Here is a 17,416-nt window from a genome sequence, read left to right on the forward strand (position 1 = left end):
CTGCGCACGGGACGCACCCGGCGCAAGCCCCACCGTGACCCCGCCCAGCGCACCAAGCGCTTCGTGGACGACATGATCATGATCAGTGAGCGTCCCGCCGAGGTCGAGGACCGTGCCGTGCCCGGCCACTGGGAGGGCGACCTCATCGTCGGCGCGAACAACGCCTCCGCGATCGTCACCCTGGTGGAACGATCGACCCGCTACGTGATGCTGGGCCACCTGCCCGCCGGTCACACGGCTGAGGAGGTCCGCGACGTCCTCGTGCCCCTGATCGGCACCCTGCCGGAGCATCTGCGCGGGTCGCTGACCTGGGACCAGGGAGCCGAGATGTCCGGCCACAAGCAGTTCACCGTCGCGACCGGCGTGCCCGTGTACTTCTGCGACCCCCACTCGCCCTGGCAGCGCGGATCGAACGAGAACACCAACGGGCTGCTGCGCCAGTACTTCCCCAAGGGCACCAACCTGGCCGTTCACAGCGCCGTGGACCTCGAGCATGTCGCCCAGGAACTCAACGGCCGCCCACGCAAAACGCTCGGCTGGAAAACTCCAGCCGAGCGTCTGCGTGATCTACTACTGACCACCTAGCCAAACACCAGGTGTTGCGAGGACCCCAAGAATCCGCCAAGGATCGGGGCCCTTCTCGCGTCCCCGGCGCCGACTCGGGTGTCGGACGATGCGGCGATCGGTCCGACGCCCGGGTCGGGACCAGCCCGGAGGCCGGACGATGCGCCGATCGGTCCGACATCCGTGCCGCCCGGGTGGGGCCGGGCATCCGCGGGCCGGGCATCCGCGGGCCCGGCAGCAGGCGGCCCGCCGCTACAGCAGCGCGTACGCCCGGGTGATGACGTCGCGCAGGATGCGCTCGATCTCGTCGAACTCGGCCTGGCCGATGACGAGCGGCGGCGAGAGCTGGATGACCGGGTCGCCACGGTCGTCGGCGCGGCAGTACAGGCCCGCGTCGTAGAGCTCCTTGGACAGGAACCCGTGCAGCACGCGCTCGCACTCCTCGGCGGTGAGCGACTCCTTGGTCGCCTTGTCCTTGACGAGCTCGATGCCGTAGAAGAAGCCGTCGCCGCGCACGTCGCCCACCATCGGCAGGTCGAGCAGGCGCTCGAGCGTCGCGCGGAACGCGGGCGCCGTCTCGCGGACGTGCTCGAGGACGCCCTCGGTCTCGAAGATCTCGAGGTTCTTGAGCGCGACGGCCGCCGCGACCGGGTGGCCCGCGAACGTGTAGCCGTGCGCGAACATCTCGCCCTTCTCGAGGAACGGCGCCATGAGCCGCTCGGAGGCGATCATCGCGCCCATCGGGGCGTAGCCCGACGTGAGGCCCTTCGCCGAGGTGATGATGTCCGGCACGTAGCCGAAGCGCGTCGCGCCGAACATCTCGCCCAGGCGGCCGTACGCGCAGATGACCTCGTCCGAGACGAGCAGCACGTCGTACCGGTCGCAGATCTCGCGCACCCGCTGCCAGTAGCCGGGCGGCGGCGGGAAGCAGCCGCCGGCGTTCTGCACCGGCTCGAGGAACACCGCGGCGACCGTGTCCGCGCCCTCGTTGAGGATCGCGACCTCGATCTGGTCCGCGGCCCAGCGGCCGAAGGCCTCCGGGTCGGAGCCGTCGTGCAGGCCGTGCGTGATCTCCGCCGCGCGGTAGGTGTTGGTGTTGGGGACGCGGAACGTCGACGGCACGAGCGGCTCGAACTGCGCCTTGAGGCCCGGCAGGCCGGTGATCGACAGCGCGCCGTGCGGGGTGCCGTGGTAGGCGACGTTGCGGCTGATGACCTTGTGCTTCATCGGCTTCCCGACGAGCTTGAAGTAGTTCTTCGCGAGCTTCCACGCCGACTCGACGGACTCGCCGCCGCCGCTCGTGAAGAACACGCGGTCGAGGTCGCCGGGGGCGAGGTGCGCGAGGCGCTCCGCGAGCTCGATCGCGGTGGGGTGGGCGTACGACCACAGCGGGTGGAAGGCCAGCTCGCGCGCCTGCGCGGCGGCAGCCTCGGCGAGGTCCTCGCGCCCGTGGCCGAGCTGGTTGACGAACAGCCCGCCCAGGCCGTCGAGGTAGCGCCGGCCGTGCGCGTCGTAGATGTAGGCGCCCTCGCCGCGCACGATGACCGGGACGTCCTCGGTCTCGTAGCGCGAGTGCTGCGTGAAGTGCATCCACAGGTGGTCCTTGGCCGCCTGCTGGAGATGTGCGTAATCCATCCGCCTATGCTTCCCGCCGCGGCGGGGCGCGCGCAACCGACGGGGTGGCGGGCGTTGCCGCAGGTCGCGACGGAACGTCTGACGGCGCCCGCGCGGCACGCGGGGCGCCCCAGCCGGCTACGCGGCGCCGAGCGCGTCCGCGAGCGCCGGCGCGAGGTCGCCGCGCGGCGCCACCACGATGTCGTCGAGCCCCAGCCACCCGGCCATGAGCCGCAGTTCGGCCGCGAGCGCGCGGGCGACTTCCGCATCGTCCCGCCGCCGCGATCCCGGCGCGCGGCCCGGCTCCCGCCACGTCGCCTCCGCCGCGAGCACCCCGTCCTTGCGGCGCGCCTTGAGGTCGACGCGCGCCTCGAAGCGGTCGCCGTGGAGGAACAGCAGGCAGTAGTAGCCGAAGACGCGCTTCTCCGCCGGCGTGTAGATCTCGATCCGGTAGTCGACGCCGAACATCCGCTGCAGGCGCGGCCGGAACCAGCACACCGGGTCGAACGGGCTGAGGAGGGACGATGCGGTGGCGCGGCCGGGATCCGAGGCGCCGGCGGCGAGGAGGGCGGGCTCGCGCCAGCCCTCGACGGTCACCCACGACGCGAGGCCGCGCTCGACCGCCGACTCCGCCCATGCGCCGCCCCTCGGCCCGGCGCCCTGCGTCGCGGGGGACGTGAGGCGGAAGTGGTCGGCGAGGTCGCGCACGGTGCCGATCGCCGTGGCGGCGAGCGCGCGGTCGAACAGCGCCTGCTGCGCCTCCTCGGGCGGCAGGGCCCAGGCGTCCCCGTCGTGGGCGCCGACGTGCCCCCAGGTCCGCTCGGGCGCGTCGTAGGTGCGGCGGAAGTGGTCGGCGCGGCTCGCCGCCACCTCCCCGGTCATGAACAGGTACTCGAGCGCGGTCTTGACGTGGCTCTCGTCCCACCACGGCCCGCGGCGCGCCTCGCGGGGCGCGAGATGCTCGAGCTCGGCCGCGGTGACGGGGCCGTGGGCCGCGACTGCGGCGCGCACCTCGTCGAGCAGGCCCGGACGCTCCGACTCGAGCCCGTCGAGGGCGCGCGCCTTCCACGAGCTCGAGCGCCGCATCCGGTGGTGCAGCGCGGGCAGCAGGTCGCGCGGCATCACCGAGGCCTCGTGCCCCCAGTGCTCGAAGTTCTCCGCGGAGCCCCACAGCCACGCGTCGAGGCGCTCGCGGTCGTACGGGCCGAAGCGCGAGTAGATCGGGAGGTGATGGGCGCGCGCGAGCACGTTGACGGAGTCCAGCTGGAGCACGCCCTGGCGCTCGAGGTACGCGCGGAAGCGGGCGGGCCCGGGGCGGCCGGGCGGGCGGCGCCGCGCGAGGGACTGCGCGGCCAGGTGGATGCGGCGGGCCTCCGCGGCGCTGAGGGACTCGGTCACGGGGCCACTGTAAGGCCGCCATCCGACACTCTTCCTGGGCGTTCTCCGGGCGCCGGACGCCGATTTCACTTTTGGCCTGGAGTGCGTGTAACCTATTCCGGCCAGCCCCGATAGCTCAGTCGGCAGAGCGTTTCCATGGTAAGGAAAAGGTCCAGGGTTCGATTCCCTGTCGGGGCTCCATGTCTGTCGTCATGTACGATGGATCGCCGCCGCAAGGCGGCACGCGGCGGGGTAGCTCAGCTGGTTAGAGCGCACGACTCATAATCGTGAGGTCGCGGGTTCGAGCCCCGCCCTCGCTACGGATTCAGGCATCACCGCCTGATCATGCGCCTTCGCGAGGCGCGTCCCTACAAGGCTGGGAGAGAACCATGGCCAAGAACGACGTTCGTCCGAAGATCACGCTCGCGTGCACCGAGTGCAAGGACCGCAACTACATCACGCGCAAGAACCGCCGCAACAACCCTGACCGTGTGGAGCTCTCCAAGTTCTGCCGGAAGTGCGGCAAGCACACCGCGCACCGCGAGACGCGCTAAGCAGCATTCTTGAGACGAGGCCCGTCGCCCCTTCCGGGGCGGCGGGCCTTCGTCGTTCCCGGGCGGGCGTGTGGGAGGCTCGCGCCCGTGGACGATGCGGGGGATCCGTCGCGCGCACGGCGTGCGACCGGGCGCGGGGTCGCCGCGGTGCTGGCCTGGGTCGCGCTCGCGGGGCTGCTCGTGCCCGTCGCCGTGCGGCTCACCGGCTGGGAGCGGGGGCCGCTCGCGTACCTCGTGCCGCTCGTGCCGTGGGTCGTGATCGGCGCGCTCGTGCCCGCGGCGCTCGCGCTCCTCGCACGGTCGTGGGTGCTGCTCGGCGCGGCCGTCGCGACCGCGGTGCTGTGCGCGGCGTGGACGGCGCCGCTCTACACCGCGGACCCGGCCTCCGGCGAGGTCGCGCTGACGGTGGCCACCGTCAACCTCCGCACCGGCGAGGGCGACCCCGAGGCCGTGGTGAGGCTCGTGCGCGAGCACGACGTGGACCTGTTGTCGGTCCAGGAGCTCACCCCCGAGGCCGCGGACGCGCTCGCGGGCGCGGGCCTCGACGCCCTGCTCCCGCACTCGGCGACGCTGCCCGACGCGATCTGGTCGGGCACCGGCCTGTGGTCGGCGCACCCGATCGCGGGCTGGGAGGGGCTCGACGGCTACACGTTCCGCCAGGTGCGCGCGACCGTGGACCTGCCCTCGGGCGCGGTGACGGTGCTCGCGCTGCACCCCGCGGCGCCGCAGCTGCTGGTCCACCGGGCATGGAGCGAGGAGCTAGCGGCGCTCACGGCGGTGCTCGACGGGGTGGACGGACCGGTCATCGCGGCGGGCGACCTCAACACCGCGCGCGACCACGCCGCCTTCCGGGAGCTCGAGTCGCGCGGCTACGTCGACGCCGCGGACGAGGCGGGTGCGGGTCTCGTGCCCACGTTCCCGCAGGACCGCACGCCGCCGCCGCTGGTCGCGATCGACCACGTCATGACGAGCGACCTCGGCCTCGTCGCCACCGGCCTCGCCACGGCGGTGGTGCCCGGCTCGGACCACCGCGCGCTCGTCGTCGCGTACGCGACGCCCTGACCGGTCTGTCCCTTTCGTTCCAGGCGTGACAGACTCCCGTCATGGGGGAGCAGGAGCAGGGGGTCGAGCCCCGGACCGGCGCGCTGGGCTCGGTGCTGTCCGCCGTCGGGCGCGGGCTCACCGCCGTCGCCCGCGCGCTCGCGATCATCGCGCTCGTCGCGCTGCTCGTCCCCGTCGTCGCGCGCCTCGCCGGCTGGGAGGCCGGTCCGCTCGCCGTCATCGTGTCCCTCATGCCGTGGGTCACGCTCGCGTGCCTCGTGCCCATCGTGCTGTCGCTCCTCGCGCGCGACTGGATCCTCCTCGGCGCGAGCGCGGCGGTCGCGGGGCTGTGCCTGTGGTGGATCGCGCCGATCTTCGTCGCGTCGACGGCGGAGGGGCCGGTCGCGCTGCGGGTGGCGACGTTCAGCCTCGCCAACGGCGGCGCCGACGCCGATGCGGTGGTGGACCTCGTGCGCGAGCACGACCTCGACCTGCTCGCGCTCACCGAGCTCACGCCGGACGCGCAGGAGCGTCTCGAGGCCGCGGGCCTCGACGACCTGCTGCCGTACAGCGCCGAGTACCCCGGCGAGTGGAAGTACGGCACCGGGCTGTGGTCGACCCGGCCCCTCGCGGAGGCCGAGCCGCTGCCGGGCTTCACCGCCCAGGCGATCCGCGCCGAGGTCGGGCTCGGCGGCGACCACCTCACGGTCATCGTCGCCCACCCCGAGTCGCCCGGCGTCTTCGACCATTCCGACTGGGACGCCGACCTCGTCGCGCTCAAGGCCGTGCTCGAGGCGGAGCAGGGAGCCGTGCTGGTGGCCGGCGACCTCAACACCACGCGCGACCACCGCGGCTTCCGCCAGATCGAGTCGTACGGCTACGTCGACGCGGTGGACGAGGCGGGCGCGGGTTTCCTCGCCACCTACCCCAGCGGCACCTTCCTGCGCCACCACGTGCCGGGCTCGTCGATCCTGGCCGAGCCGCTCGTGGTCATCGACCACATCCTCGCCAAGGACGCGGGCATCGTCGCCGCCGAGGTCGACGCGGTGGAGATGCCGCGCTCCGACCACCGGGCGCTCGTCGCGGTCTACCGCGAGCCATGAGCCGCCCGCGCGACCGCGCGGCCTTCCTGGGTAGGGTGGCACCGTGCCAGTGAACATCGACGCCGTGGGTCGCGCGTACGGCCCTCACGAGCCCTACGAGGTCACGCGGGTCAAGATCCGCGAGTTCGCCGATGCGGTCGACGCCCGGTCCTTCGCCCACCGCAGCGAGGAGGCGGCGCGCGCCGAGGGCTACCCCGACGTGGTCGCGCCCACCACGTTCGCGGTGATCATCGCGCAGCAGGCCGAGTTCCACGTGGTCGTCGACCCCGAGGTCGGCGTCGACTTCTCGCGGGTGGTCCACGCGGACGAGCGCTTCACGCACCACCGCCCGATCATCGCGGGCGACCTCATCTCCGCGACCGTGCACATCGACGCGATCAAGCAGCGCGGCGGCATCTCGATGGTGACGACCCGCACCGAGCTGTCGGACGAGGACGGCGCGCCCGTCTCCACCGTGACCAGCACCCTCGCGGTGCGCGAGGAGGCCTGATGAGCACCGAGAACGGCCCGGCCTTCGACGCCCTCGAGGTGGGCGAGGTGGTCGCCGAGCGGGCCGTCGAGCTCACGCGCGACAGCCTCGTGCGCTACGCGGGCGCCTCCGGCGACTTCAACCCGATCCACTACAACGAGGTGGTCGCGGAGTCCGTCGGGCTGCCCGGCGTCATCGCGCACGGCATGCTCACCATGGGGACCGCCGCCTCGGTCGTCGAGGAGTGGGCCGGCCCCGGCAACGTCGTGGACCTGCAGACCCGCTTCACGCGGCCCATCCCGGTGCCCGCGATCGGCGAGGCCGCGGTGTCCTTCACCGCGAAGGTGGGCGCCCTCGACGCCGAATCTCGCACCGCCCGCATCGACATCACGGTCGAGCACGACGGACAGAAGGTCCTGGGTAAGGCCCAAGCGGTCGTCTCCTGCGCCTAGCCGGAGCCGCGCAGAGCGCCCCGAGCGGAACGTCCCGTGGTCGGGAAACGCTCCCGAGTGCCTTAGGGTGACACCGCGAGATCCCGTCGCGCGCCCCTGGCGCTTGCGGCGTTAGCGTCGCTCTTCGGGGATCCGCGCCAACCCCGGGAGAGCGTCCGCCGACGCGCGCGCTCTCCCCTGCGCGAAAGAGGACGCATGAGCGCCATGACCGAGGAGCGGACCGGCATCGCCGGCCGGATCGACTCCTACTTCGAGATCACCAAGCGTGGCTCGACCATCGCCCAGGAGATCCGCGGCGGTCTCACCACCTTCTTCACGATGGCGTACATCGTCGTCCTGAACCCGCTCATCATCGGCACGGTCGCCGACGGCACGGGCCAGTACCTCGGCGGCGGCGACGCCCCGAACCTCGCCCTCGTGGCCGCCGCCACCGCGCTCGTCGCGGGCCTGCTGTCCATCGCGATGGGCGTGTGGGCGCGCTTCCCGCTGGCGCTCGCCGCCGGCCTCGGCCTCAACGCCTTCGTCGCGTACGGCATCGCCTCGCGCGAGGGCATGAGCTGGCCCGAGGCGATGGGCTTCGTGGTGATCGAGGGCATCGTCATCACGCTGCTCGTCCTCACCGGCTTCCGGAAGGCCGTGTTCGCGGCGGTCCCGGCGTTCCTCAAGCAGGCGATCGCGGTCGGCATCGGCCTCTTCCTTGCCTTCATCGGCCTGTACGACGCGGGCATCGTGCGCCAGGGCGCCGGCACCCCGACCTCGTTCGGCGACGGCGGCTACATCTCGACGTGGCCCATGGTGGTCTTCGTCGTCGGCCTGTTCACCGCGATCATCCTCATGGTGAAGAAGGTGCGCGGCGCGCTCCTCATCTCGATCGTGGTCGCGACCGTGCTCGCGGTCGTCATCGAGTCCGCGCTCGCGCTCGGCTCGTCCGTCGACAACCCGTCCGGGTGGGCGCTCGTCGTGCCCGCCGTGCCCGACGCGTTCGTCGCGGCGCCCGACTTCTCCCTCATCGGCCAGGTCGACCTCTTCGGCGGCTTCACCTCGCTGCCCGTGCTGACCGCGCTGCTGCTCGTCTTCTCGCTGCTCATCGCGGACTTCTTCGACACCATGGGCACGATGACCGCCGTGGGCGCCGAGGCCGGCCTCAACGACAAGGACGGCAACCCGGCGCGTTCGCAGCAGATCCTGCTCGTCGACTCGATCGGAGCCGCCGCGGGCGGCTTCGGCTCGGTCTCGTCGAACACCTCGTACATCGAGTCCGCCGCGGGCGTGGGCGACGGTGCGCGCACCGGCCTCGCCTCCGTGGTGACCGGCATCGCGTTCCTGCTGTCGACGTTCCTCACCCCGCTGTACGCGCTCGTGCCGTTCGAGGCCGCCACGCCGGTCCTCGTGGTCGTCGGCTTCCTCATGGTGTCCCAGGTCGCCGGCATCGACTGGAAGGACTACCGGATCGCGATCCCCGCGTTCCTCACGTTCATCCTCATGCCGTTCGGCTACTCGATCTCGGTCGGCATCGGCGCGGGCTTCATCTCGTACGTGGTGCTGCAGGTCGCGACCGGCGCCGCCAAGAAGGTGCACCCGCTCATGTGGGGCGCGGCCGCGGCGTTCATCCTCTACTTCGCGATGGGCCCGATCCTCAACGCTCTGGGCTGATCCCGTCCGCCCCGGCCCCGGTCCTCCACGCGAGGCCCGGGGCCGCGGCGCGTCTGCCCCGTCGACTCCCCATGACACATGTGGCGGGCGTGGGTGATGGGGCCGGTGCGGCCGGCCCATCCGTCACGCGGTGGTCAGCGCGTCACATCCGTCATCGGGAGTCGACGGGCGGGCGCGGCTTCGCTCAGCGCGGCGCCGGGGCCGTCGTCGAGCCGATGCGCAGCGCGAGCGGCATCACGACCGGCGCGGGCGACTCGCCCGCGAGCAGCGCCTTGACCTCCGCGGCGAGCGCGTGCCCCTTCGCCTCCGCGTCCTGCACCTGCGTGGTGAGCTCGTGCGGCGCGAGCCACGGCAGCTCGAGCCCGTCGAAGCCGGTGACCGACAGCTGCTGCGGCACCGCGATCTCGAGCTCGCGCGCGGCGAGGATCGCGCCGCCGGCGAGCAGGTCCGACTGGCACACGAGCGCGGTCGGGCGCGGCTCGGCCGCGAGCGCGAGGTGCGCGGCCGCGATGCCCTCGGCGACGATCGACGCGCGCGCCTCGACCACGACGCACGGCTCGACGCCCGCATCGGCGAACGCCTCGAGCCTGCGGTGCACGGGCGTCCACGCGGTCTTGTCCAGCGCCTCCTCGAGCCCGAGGACGCGCGTCTCGCCGTCGAGGCCCGCGGGCAGCGTGATGGTGCCGATGCGCTCGTGGCCCAGCTCGACGAGGTGGCGGATCATCGCCGCGGTCGCCGCGCGGTCGTCGATCTCGAGCACGCCCGCGCCCGCGGGCGCCTCGCCCTCCATCACCACCATCGGCAGGCCGCGCCGACGCAGGATGTCGATCGCCGGCTCGTCGTCGTGGTCGCGCACGCGCAGCAGCACCGCGGCGTCCATCGCGGCGGTCTCGAGCAGGCTGCGCTCGCCCGGATCCCCGGTAGGGGTGGGGATGAGCAGCACGCCCAGGCCCATCTGGCCGAGGTCGCCGACGAGCCCGTCCATGATGCGCAGCATGAGCGGGTCGCGGAAGGACAGCTGGAGCCGCTCGTGGATGACGAGCCCGACCACGCCGGTGCGCCCCGAGCGCAGCGCCCGCGCGTGCGGCGCGGGACCCGCGTACCCGAGCTCCTCGGCCGCCCGCTCGACCTTCGCCCGGGTCTCCGCGGACAGCGGTCCGGCGCCCGAGTAGGTCAGGGATACAGTGGACAGCGACACGCCCGCCCTCGCGGCGACGTCGGCCATGGTCGGTCGGCGTGTGCGCGTCACGCGGCTCTCCTCGGATCGGTTGACCCTCAGGGTAGCGCCGCGCGCCCGCGCGCAGCGCGGCCCCACCGCCACCCCGAGGGAGCCATGACCCACGACCACGCCCGCGTCGCGGCCGCCCGCCGCGGCGTGCTCGCGATCTTCTGGATCATGGGCGTCTACATGGCGACCATGGTGTCGCGCTACCCGACCATCACCGAGCTGCTCGACATCTCCACCGGCGAGCTCGCGCGGCTGCTGCTGTTCGGCGCGCTCGGCGCGCTGTGCGCGCTGCTCGTCACGGGCTGGTCGGTCGCCCGCTTCGGCACCCGCGCGCTGCTGTGGTGGTGGGCGTGGGGCCACCTCGTCGCGTTCTCGCTCATGGGGGCCGCGACGGCGTGGGGCTCCCAGGCGCTCTTCGCCGTCGCATCGTTCCTCGTGTCGTTCGCGTTCGCGTTCACCAACGTGAGCATGAACGCCGAGGCGGCCGAGGTCGAGCGCGAGATGGGGCGCGCGGTCATGCCGCAGTTCCACGCGTCGTTCTCGGTGGGCCTCGCCATGGGGCTCGCGCTCGGCGCGGGGATCTCGCACCTCGGGGTCGCGCCGGTGTGGCACTTCGTCGGCGTCGCCGTCGCGCTCACCGCGGCGCGGCTCGCCGTGCTGCCGGCCGCGGTCCTCGACGGGGCCCCGCGGCCGGACGATGCGCGGCCCGGGCTCGGCGGCCCGTTCGCCGCCGCGCGGGACGAGTACCGCGACCGCCGGGTCGTCCTCATCGGCGTCATCGTGTTCTCGGCCGCCACGGTGGAGGGCGCCGCCGCGCAGTGGGCGTCGCTGGCCGTCGTCGAGGCGTTCGACCAGCCGGAGGCCGTCGGCGACCTCCTCTACTGGCTGTTCGTCGTCGCGATGGTGAGCGTCCGCTGGTGGGGCGCGGCGATCATCGGCCGGCTCGGACGCGTGGTGGCGCTGCGGATGTCCGCGGTGCTCGTCGCGGCCGGCGTGACGATGTTCGCGCTCGCCCCCGGGCTCTGGCTCGTGCCGGCCGCGATGGTGCTGTGGGGCCTCGGCGCCGCGCTGGGCGTCCCCATCGGCTTCTCGGCCGCCTCGGACGACCCGCGCCGCGCGGCCGCCCGCGTCGCCGCCGTGTCCTCGTTCTCGACCATCGCGGGCCTGGTGATGCCGCAGGTCATCGGCCACCTGGGCGACGTGGTCGAGCTCCGCGTCGCGCTGCTCGTCGTCGTGGCCGCGGCCCTGCTGTCCTTCGTCCTGGCCCGCGCCGTCCGCTCCGAGGGTCCGCTGTTCCGCTCCCGCCGCGCGCTGGCGCGCCGCGAGCGCGCCGCCGCGATGGAGGCGGAGGCCGAGCGCGACGCGGCCGCCGCGGTCCTCGCCGACGGCGTCGAGCCGGTCCAGGCGCTGCCCGAGGAGGGCGCCCCGACCGGCCCGGAGGCCCCGCGCTCCTGATGCCCTCGGGCGACATGCCTGCTAGCGTCGTGTAGGTCCCGGACGCTGGGGGACGATGCGGAGGGGGGCCGCATGGAGCCACCGCAGGTCGACGCGCGCCGTGTGCGCGCCGCGAGGATCGGCATCCTCGTGTTCTTCGTGGGCATGGGCCTCATGCTCGGCACGTACGTGTCCCGCGTCCCGAGCGTCCGCGACGCCCTCGGCGTCTCGCCCGCGGGCCTCGCCGCGCTGTTCATCGTGGGCTCGATCGGCGGGCTCGTCGCCTTCTCGGTGCTCGGCGGCCTCGTGGCCCGCGTCGGCTCGCTCGCGCTGGTCCGCCTCGCCTCGGTCGCGATCGTCCTCGCGTTCTGCGCGATGGGGCTGGCCGCGCACCTCGGCACCCCGCTCGGCTTCGCCGTCGCGCTGTTCTTCGCGCTGGGCGCGTTCGAGACGGTCAACGCGCTGTCGAACGCGGAGGCCGCGACCATCGAGCGCCACGTGGGCCGCTCGATCCTGTCCCAGTTCCATGCCGCGTTCTCGCTCGCGCTGCTCGCCGGCGTGGGGCTCGGCGCGCTCTACTCGCACGCCGGGATCGCGGTGGGCGTCCACTACGCGGTCAACGTCACGGTCGTGGGCGCCGTGTACCTCGCGCTCGCGGGCACCGCGATCCTCGACGGCCGGCCGCCGTCCCCCGAGAGCGTCGAGAGCAAGGACGGCATCTTCGTCACCCTCAAGGTCGCGGCGCGCGAGCGGCGCACGCTCGCGCTCGGCTTCATCCTCTTCTGCGCGTTCACCGTCGAGATGGGGGCCGCGGACTGGGTGCCGCTCGCGATCGTCGACGACTTCGGCCGGACCGAGGCGCTCGCGGCGGCCTTCTACGCGTTCCTCGTGGTCGCGCAGAGCAGCGTCCGCATCATGGGCACGAGCGTGGTCGACCGGATGGGCCGCGTCGCGGTGCTGCGCACGTGCGGCGTGCTGGTCGCGCTCGGGTCGCTCATCTTCGCCTTCACGCCGTCCTTCTGGGGCGTGCCGCTCGCGATGCTCGTGTGGGGGGCGGGCGTGTCCATGGGCTACCCGCTCGCGATCTCGGCCGCGGCCGACGACCGCACCCACGCGACCGCCCGCGTCGCCGCCGTCGCGGCGTTCGGCACGATCGCGGGCCTCACGATGCCGCAGGTGACGGGGCTCATCGCCGAGCACATCGAGCTGCGCAAGGCCCTGCTCATCTCGGTGATCGCGGCGGTCGCGATGATCGTGCTCGCCCCCGCGGCGCGCCCGCTCGAGGACGCCCCCGAGGCCCTGCGGGAGGAGGACGCCGGCGCGGATACCCTGGGGCCATGAACCTCGCCTCCCTCACGACCCTGCGCGTCGGCGGCCCGGCGCGCGAGCTGCGCGAGGCGGACAGCGAGGAGTCGCTGATCGACGCGGTCCGCGCCGCGGACGCCGACGGTGCGCCGCTGCTCGTGGTCGGCGGGGGATCGAACCTGCTCGTCGCGGACGAGGGCTTCGACGGCGTCGTCGTGCGCGACCTCCGCGAGGACGTGTCGCTCGTCAACGACGGCGCGTGCGGCGGGCTGTCCATCACCGCGACCGCCGGCACCCGCTGGGACGCCCTCGTCGCGCAGGCGGTCGCGTCCGAGTGGAGCGGCTTCGAGGCGCTCTCAGGGATCCCCGGCTCGACGGGCGCGACCCCCGTGCAGAACGTGGGCGCGTACGGCGCGGAGGTCAAGGACCTCGTCTCCGTGGTCCGCACGTGGGACCGCGAGACCGGCTCGGTGCGGTCGCTGCCGCTCGTGAAGGCCGAGTTCGGCTACCGCGACTCGATGCTCAAGCGCAGCATGACGCACGGCCCGTGGGGACCCACGCCGCGCTACGTCGTGCTCGACGTCACGTTCCACACCCGCATGGCGAGCCTGTCCGCTCCGGTGCGCTACCAGCAGCTCGCGACCGCGCTCGACGTGGAGATCGGCGCGCGCGTGCCCATCACCGAGGTCCGCGACGCGGTGCTCGCGCTGCGCTCCGCGAAGGGCATGGTCCTCGATCCCGCCGATCACGACACGTGGAGCGCCGGCTCGTTCTTCACCAACCCGATCGTGCCGGACGATGCGGTGCCCGAGGGGGCGCCCCGGTACCCGGCCGCGGAGGGCCTGGTGAAGACGTCCGCCGCGTGGCTCATCGAGCACGCCGGCTTCTCCAAGGGCTTCGCCGTCGAGCCCGGCGCGCCCGCGTCGCTGTCGACCAAGCACACGCTCGCGCTCACCAACCGCGGCGACGCGACCGCGGCGGACATCGTCGCGCTGGCCCGCGCGGTGCGGGACGGGGTCCGCGAGCGCTTCGGGATCGCGCTGGTGCCCGAGCCGGTCGCGGTCGGCGTCGAGATCTAGGGTCGCGGCGGCGGACGCCTCTCCACGCACGCGAGCTCGGATCGGGCTGCGCCCGGGCGTGTGCCCGTTCACATCGGGCAGTTCGTGTGGAGGAGCGCCTCGCCTGCGTGGAGGGATGCACGGCGAGGCCCCCGGGGAGACTGTCCCCGGGGGCCCTCGCGCATCGTCCCGTCAGCCGTCGAAGGCGATGGCCTCGAGGACGTCGAGCTTGGCCGCCTTCCGGGCCGGCCACCAGGCCGCGACGATGCCGGCGAGGATCGCGAGCACGGTGTAGACCCCGAGCAGGACCCACGGGATGGTGACCGTCTCGAAGCCGAACTCCTCGAGCGCCCGGATCAGCGCGACGCCGAGGGCGACGCCGAGCACGATCCCGAGGACGGCGCCGAACACGCTCATCACCACGGACTCGATCCGGATCATGCGCCGCACGGACCGGCGGCGCGCGCCGACCGCCCGGAGCAGGCCGATCTCCCGGGTGCGCTCCGTCACCGACAGCAGCAGGGTGTTCGCGACGCCGAGCATGGCGATCACGAGGGCCCCCGACAGGAGCGCGGTGATGACCGCGAGCATGAGGTCGATGAGCTGGTTCGCGAGCGCGAGCATGTCGTCCGGGGACTGCACCGTGAGCAGCGGGTAGTCGGTCGCGACGAGGTCCTCGAGGTCGGCGCGGACGTGGTCGACGTCGGCACCCGGGGCCGCGACGATGCTGTACTGCCAGACGTCGATCGTGGTGCCGAGCCGCTCGGCCTGCGCGAAGTCGACGAAGTAGTCGCCGTCCCCCGAGGTCGGGTACTCGCCGGTGACCTCGAGCGTGACCTCGCCGTCCTCGCCCACGAGCGTGACGGTGTCGCCCACCTCGGCGCCCGCCTCGATCGCCGACGGCGACACGAACACGCCGCCGTCGATCTCGGCGAAGGCCGGCTCGGTCTCGTAGGCGATGGCCTCCTCGGCGGTCGCCGTGTCGAGCACCGTCACCGGGACGAGGACGCCGTCGACCCGTGCGTCGAGGGAGGCGCTGCGGGTCACCGTCCGAACGTCGGGCACCGACGCGAGGTCGGCCACCACCGCATCGTCCGCGGACCCCGGCACCGTCGTCGAGACGACCATGAGGTCGGCGGTGAACTGGCCGCCGATCGCGTCCGCGGCCACGGACTTGACGGTCTGGGTGACGGTGGCGGTGAGTGCGAGCAGCATCACGCCGATCATGAGCGCGGCCGCGGTGTTCGCGCTGCGGCGCGGCTCCCGGTGGATGTTGTTGGCCGCGAGCCTGCCGTCGACGCGCCACACCCGCGCGAGCAGGTCCCGCATGCCGTACGCGAGCGGCACCAGCAGCTGCGCCGCGAGCAGCGTCACGCCGAGGACGAGCAGCACGGCTCCTGCGCCGACGTACACGTACGGGCGCTCGAGCCCGGCGTACAGCCCGACCGTGGTGAGCCCCGCGCCGGCGAGCGCGAGCGCGCCGCCCACGATGTTGCGCATCCTCAGCCCGCGGCGGTTCTGCGTCGCCGCGTCGCGCATCGCCTCCATGGGGGAGATGCGGGAGGCGTGGATGGCGGGGAGCAGCGCCGAGGCGACCGTCACGACGATGCCGACCGCGAAGCCCCACGCGACCGCGTCGAGCGGGATGATCGGCACGGCGAAGGACTCGCCCGGGCCGAGGGCTTTGAGCAGCCCGATGATGCCGCCCGCGAGCGCGTAGCCCAGGAGGATGCCGAGCACCGAGGCGACGAGGCCGATGAGCAGCGCCTCCGCGAGCACCATCGTGCGGACCTGCTGGCCCTTGACGCCCACCGCGCGCATGAGCCCGAACTCGCGCGTGCGCTGGGTCACGATGATGCGGAAGGTGTTGGCGATGATGTACGCCCCCACGAAGAGGGCGACGAAGGCGAACGCGAGCGTGAACACGTCGACCGCCTTGAGCGCCTCGCCGAGCGACGCCGCCTGCTCCTCGGCCTTCGCGGCGCCGGTGAGCGCACGCACACCGTCGGGCAGGCGGTCGTCGATCGCGACGGCCACCGCCTCCGCATCGGCGCCGTCGTCCACGCGCACGTGGACGACCGACCAGCCGTCGCCGCCGCCCCGGAGCTCGCGCACGCGGTCGAGCGAGGCCCACACGAGGGTCGCGCCCTGCGTGTTGTTGCCGTCGCCCCAGCTCGCCGTGCCGACCACGGTCGACGGGTACGTGCCGTCGGCGCCGCCGGCCACGACCTGGTCGCCCACGGTCAGCCCGTGGGCCTCGGCGGTGCCGACGTCGACGACGATCTCGTCGTCGCCCTCGGGTGCCCGCCCGTCGACGATGGTCGCGGAGTCGAAGTCCTCGACGCCCGTCCAGTTGAAGAACAGGGTCGGCGGGCCGAAGCCGCTGCCGCCGGCGAGCGTCTCGCCGTCGGTGCCGATGAGCGCGCCCACCGCCTCGGTGGAGCCCATCGCGAGCTCGACGCCGGCGGTGGACCGCGCCGTCTGGACCACGGCGTCGTCGAGATCCTTGCCGACGCTGTCCCCGGAGGTCGGGTCGCCGACGTCGCCGTCGGACGTGACCGGCTCGACGATCACGTCGACGCCGTCGTAGATCTCGCCGAACAGCCGTGTGAAGCCGCGGTCGAGCGAGTCGGTGAAGATGTGTGTCGCGGCGATGAGCCCCACGCCGAGCGCGACCGCGAAGGCGGTGAGGAGCAGCCGCTTGGGGTTGTGCTGCACGGACCTGGCTGCGAGCCGGAACATGATCAGTGACCCATCTGCTTCATGCGGTCGAGCACCCGCTCGGCGGTGGGCTCGCGCATCTCGTCGACGATGCGCCCGTCGGCGAGGAACAGCACGCGGTCCGCGTACGAGGCCGCGGTCGGGTCGTGGGTGACCATGGCGATGGTCTGGCCGAACTCCTCGACCGCGCGGCGCATGAAGCCGAGCAGCTCGCCGCCGGAGCGCGAGTCGAGGTTGCCCGAGGGCTCGTCGGCGAAGATGAGCTCGGGACGCGCGACGAGCGCGCGCGCCACGGCGACGCGCTGCTGCTGGCCGCCCGAGAGCTCGGCGGGCAGGTGGCTGAGACGGTCCGCGAGGCCGAGGATCGCGATGACCTCGCCGAACCAGTCCGGGTCGATGTCGCGGCCGGCGATGTCGAGCGGGAGGGTGATGTTCTCGCGCGCCGTCAGCGACGGGATGAGGTTGAAGGCTTGGAAGACGAAGCCGATCTTGTCGCGGCGGACCTGCGTGATCTTGTCCTCGGACAGGCCGGTGATCCGCGTCTCGCCGATCCAGGAGTCTCCCGCGGTGAGCCGGTCGAGGCCCGCGAGGGTGTGGAGCAGCGTGGACTTGCCGGAGCCGGAGGGCCCCATGATCGCCGTGAACTCGGCGATCGCGATGTCGACGTCGACGCCGTCGAGCGCGCGGACCGCCGCGTCGCCGTCGCCGTAGGTCTTGGCGCCGCCGCGCATGGACGCGGCGACCGCGACGGAGGTCCGGGGGGTCTCGGTGAGGGTGGTGGTCATGGCTTCCTCCTGACGATGTCTGCCTCGCACATCGTCCGGCCGCGAGGCGCCTGCGCAC

Annotated in this window: 15 protein-coding genes and 2 tRNA genes; 12 read left to right on the forward strand and 5 right to left on the reverse strand. The window is 73.2% G+C overall.

All coding sequences use genetic code 11. The features are described 5' to 3' along the window. A partial coding sequence (locus tag AOM07_RS12690; protein ID WP_156171941.1) for an IS30 family transposase occupies window positions 1–585 on the forward strand: 585 nt, incomplete at its 5' end. 231 nt (window positions 586–816) lie between these two features. On the opposite strand, the gene AOM07_RS12695 is transcribed toward AOM07_RS12690, so the two are convergent. Beyond that, window positions 817–2,199 (reverse strand): aspartate aminotransferase family protein, encoded by a 1,383-nt coding sequence (locus tag AOM07_RS12695; protein WP_062314396.1) that lies wholly within the window; start codon window positions 2,197–2,199, stop codon window positions 817–819. A 117-nt stretch (window positions 2,200–2,316) separates the two neighbouring features. Beyond that, window positions 2,317–3,576, reverse strand: coding sequence for a winged helix-turn-helix domain-containing protein (locus AOM07_RS12700; protein WP_062314399.1), 1,260 nt, complete (start codon window positions 3,574–3,576; stop codon window positions 2,317–2,319). Window positions 3,577–3,680: 104 nt separating this feature from the next. On the opposite strand from AOM07_RS12700, the gene AOM07_RS12705 reads away from it, so the two are divergent. The 8 genes from AOM07_RS12705 to AOM07_RS12740 all read left to right on the forward strand — a co-directional run bounded on the left by AOM07_RS12705 (window position 3,681) and on the right by AOM07_RS12740 (window position 8,827). Further along, window positions 3,681–3,756: transfer RNA gene (locus AOM07_RS12705), tRNA-Thr, on the forward strand. Window positions 3,757–3,801: 45 nt separating this feature from the next. Further along, window positions 3,802–3,875 (forward strand) — tRNA-Met (locus tag AOM07_RS12710). 69 nt (window positions 3,876–3,944) lie between these two features. Continuing rightward, complete coding sequence (gene rpmG / locus AOM07_RS12715; protein ID WP_042213233.1) at window positions 3,945–4,109, forward strand: 50S ribosomal protein L33; 165 nt, start codon at window positions 3,945–3,947, stop codon at window positions 4,107–4,109. An 87-nt stretch (window positions 4,110–4,196) separates the two neighbouring features. Then, a complete protein-coding gene (locus AOM07_RS12720) occupies window positions 4,197–5,171 on the forward strand; it encodes an endonuclease/exonuclease/phosphatase family protein (RefSeq protein ID WP_062314401.1) in 975 nt (324 codons plus the stop codon). A 41-nt stretch (window positions 5,172–5,212) separates the two neighbouring features. After that, window positions 5,213–6,253 (forward strand): endonuclease/exonuclease/phosphatase family protein, encoded by a 1,041-nt coding sequence (locus AOM07_RS12725; RefSeq protein ID WP_062314404.1) that lies wholly within the window; start codon window positions 5,213–5,215, stop codon window positions 6,251–6,253. A 43-nt stretch (window positions 6,254–6,296) separates the two neighbouring features. After that, window positions 6,297–6,743: an FAS1-like dehydratase domain-containing protein gene (locus tag AOM07_RS12730; protein WP_062314406.1), complete on the forward strand. Its 447-nt coding sequence runs from the start codon at window positions 6,297–6,299 to the stop codon at window positions 6,741–6,743. Beyond that, window positions 6,743–7,174, forward strand: coding sequence for a MaoC/PaaZ C-terminal domain-containing protein (locus AOM07_RS12735; RefSeq protein ID WP_062314409.1), 432 nt, complete (start codon window positions 6,743–6,745; stop codon window positions 7,172–7,174). The genes AOM07_RS12730 and AOM07_RS12735 overlap by 1 nt, the downstream gene beginning before the upstream one ends. 195 nt (window positions 7,175–7,369) lie before the next feature. Next, a complete protein-coding gene (locus AOM07_RS12740; RefSeq protein ID WP_062314411.1) occupies window positions 7,370–8,827 on the forward strand; it encodes an NCS2 family permease in 1,458 nt (485 codons plus the stop codon). A 184-nt stretch (window positions 8,828–9,011) separates the two neighbouring features. On the opposite strand, the gene AOM07_RS12745 is transcribed toward AOM07_RS12740, so the two are convergent. Beyond that, the gene (locus tag AOM07_RS12745; protein WP_228374461.1) at window positions 9,012–10,076 is read right to left on the reverse strand and encodes a LacI family DNA-binding transcriptional regulator; all 1,065 of its coding nucleotides are present in this window, start codon (window positions 10,074–10,076) and stop codon (window positions 9,012–9,014) included. A gap of 84 nt (window positions 10,077–10,160) precedes the next feature. On the opposite strand from AOM07_RS12745, the gene AOM07_RS12750 reads away from it, so the two are divergent. From AOM07_RS12750 to AOM07_RS12760, 3 genes are all read left to right on the forward strand, one after another. After that, a complete protein-coding gene (locus tag AOM07_RS12750) occupies window positions 10,161–11,510 on the forward strand; it encodes an MFS transporter (protein ID WP_062314415.1) in 1,350 nt (449 codons plus the stop codon). A gap of 72 nt (window positions 11,511–11,582) precedes the next feature. Next, window positions 11,583–12,830: an MFS transporter gene (locus AOM07_RS12755; RefSeq protein WP_062314417.1), complete on the forward strand. Its 1,248-nt coding sequence runs from the start codon at window positions 11,583–11,585 to the stop codon at window positions 12,828–12,830. Beyond that, the gene (locus AOM07_RS12760) at window positions 12,827–13,873 is read left to right on the forward strand and encodes a UDP-N-acetylmuramate dehydrogenase (RefSeq protein WP_062314419.1); all 1,047 of its coding nucleotides are present in this window, start codon (window positions 12,827–12,829) and stop codon (window positions 13,871–13,873) included. The genes AOM07_RS12755 and AOM07_RS12760 overlap by 4 nt, the downstream gene beginning before the upstream one ends. 171 nt (window positions 13,874–14,044) lie before the next feature. On the opposite strand, the gene AOM07_RS12765 is transcribed toward AOM07_RS12760, so the two are convergent. Then, window positions 14,045–16,594, reverse strand: a complete 2,550-nt coding sequence (locus tag AOM07_RS12765) for an ABC transporter permease (protein ID WP_062314421.1) — start codon at window positions 16,592–16,594, stop codon at window positions 14,045–14,047. A gap of 2 nt (window positions 16,595–16,596) precedes the next feature. Continuing rightward, window positions 16,597–17,358 carry an ABC transporter ATP-binding protein gene (locus tag AOM07_RS12770; RefSeq protein ID WP_062314423.1) on the reverse strand — a complete coding sequence of 254 codons (762 nt, stop codon included), beginning with the start codon at window positions 17,356–17,358 and terminating at the stop codon, window positions 16,597–16,599. Window positions 17,359–17,416: the final 58 nt, after the last annotated feature.

Source organism: Demequina rhizosphaerae, from assembly GCF_000971255.1.
GTDB classification, from domain to species: Bacteria; Actinomycetota; Actinomycetes; order Actinomycetales; family Demequinaceae; genus Demequina; species Demequina rhizosphaerae.

What these genes read in the sequence shown, in the direction of transcription:
- AOM07_RS12695 (WP_062314396.1), bottom strand. Translation starts at nt 2,199, where the DNA reads ATGGATTACGCACATCTCCAGCAGGCGGCCAAGGACCACCTGTGGATG.
- rpmG (WP_042213233.1), top strand. Translation starts at nt 3,945, where the DNA reads ATGGCCAAGAACGACGTTCGTCCGAAGATCACGCTCGCGTGCACCGAG.
- AOM07_RS12725 (WP_062314404.1), top strand. Translation starts at nt 5,213, where the DNA reads ATGGGGGAGCAGGAGCAGGGGGTCGAGCCCCGGACCGGCGCGCTGGGC.
- AOM07_RS12735 (WP_062314409.1), top strand. Translation starts at nt 6,743, where the DNA reads ATGAGCACCGAGAACGGCCCGGCCTTCGACGCCCTCGAGGTGGGCGAG.
- AOM07_RS12740 (WP_062314411.1), top strand. Translation starts at nt 7,370, where the DNA reads ATGAGCGCCATGACCGAGGAGCGGACCGGCATCGCCGGCCGGATCGAC.
- AOM07_RS12750 (WP_062314415.1), top strand. Translation starts at nt 10,161, where the DNA reads ATGACCCACGACCACGCCCGCGTCGCGGCCGCCCGCCGCGGCGTGCTC.
- AOM07_RS12755 (WP_062314417.1), top strand. Translation starts at nt 11,583, where the DNA reads ATGGAGCCACCGCAGGTCGACGCGCGCCGTGTGCGCGCCGCGAGGATC.
- AOM07_RS12760 (WP_062314419.1), top strand. Translation starts at nt 12,827, where the DNA reads ATGAACCTCGCCTCCCTCACGACCCTGCGCGTCGGCGGCCCGGCGCGC.
- AOM07_RS12765 (WP_062314421.1), bottom strand. Translation starts at nt 16,594, where the DNA reads ATGTTCCGGCTCGCAGCCAGGTCCGTGCAGCACAACCCCAAGCGGCTG.
- AOM07_RS12770 (WP_062314423.1), bottom strand. Translation starts at nt 17,358, where the DNA reads ATGACCACCACCCTCACCGAGACCCCCCGGACCTCCGTCGCGGTCGCC.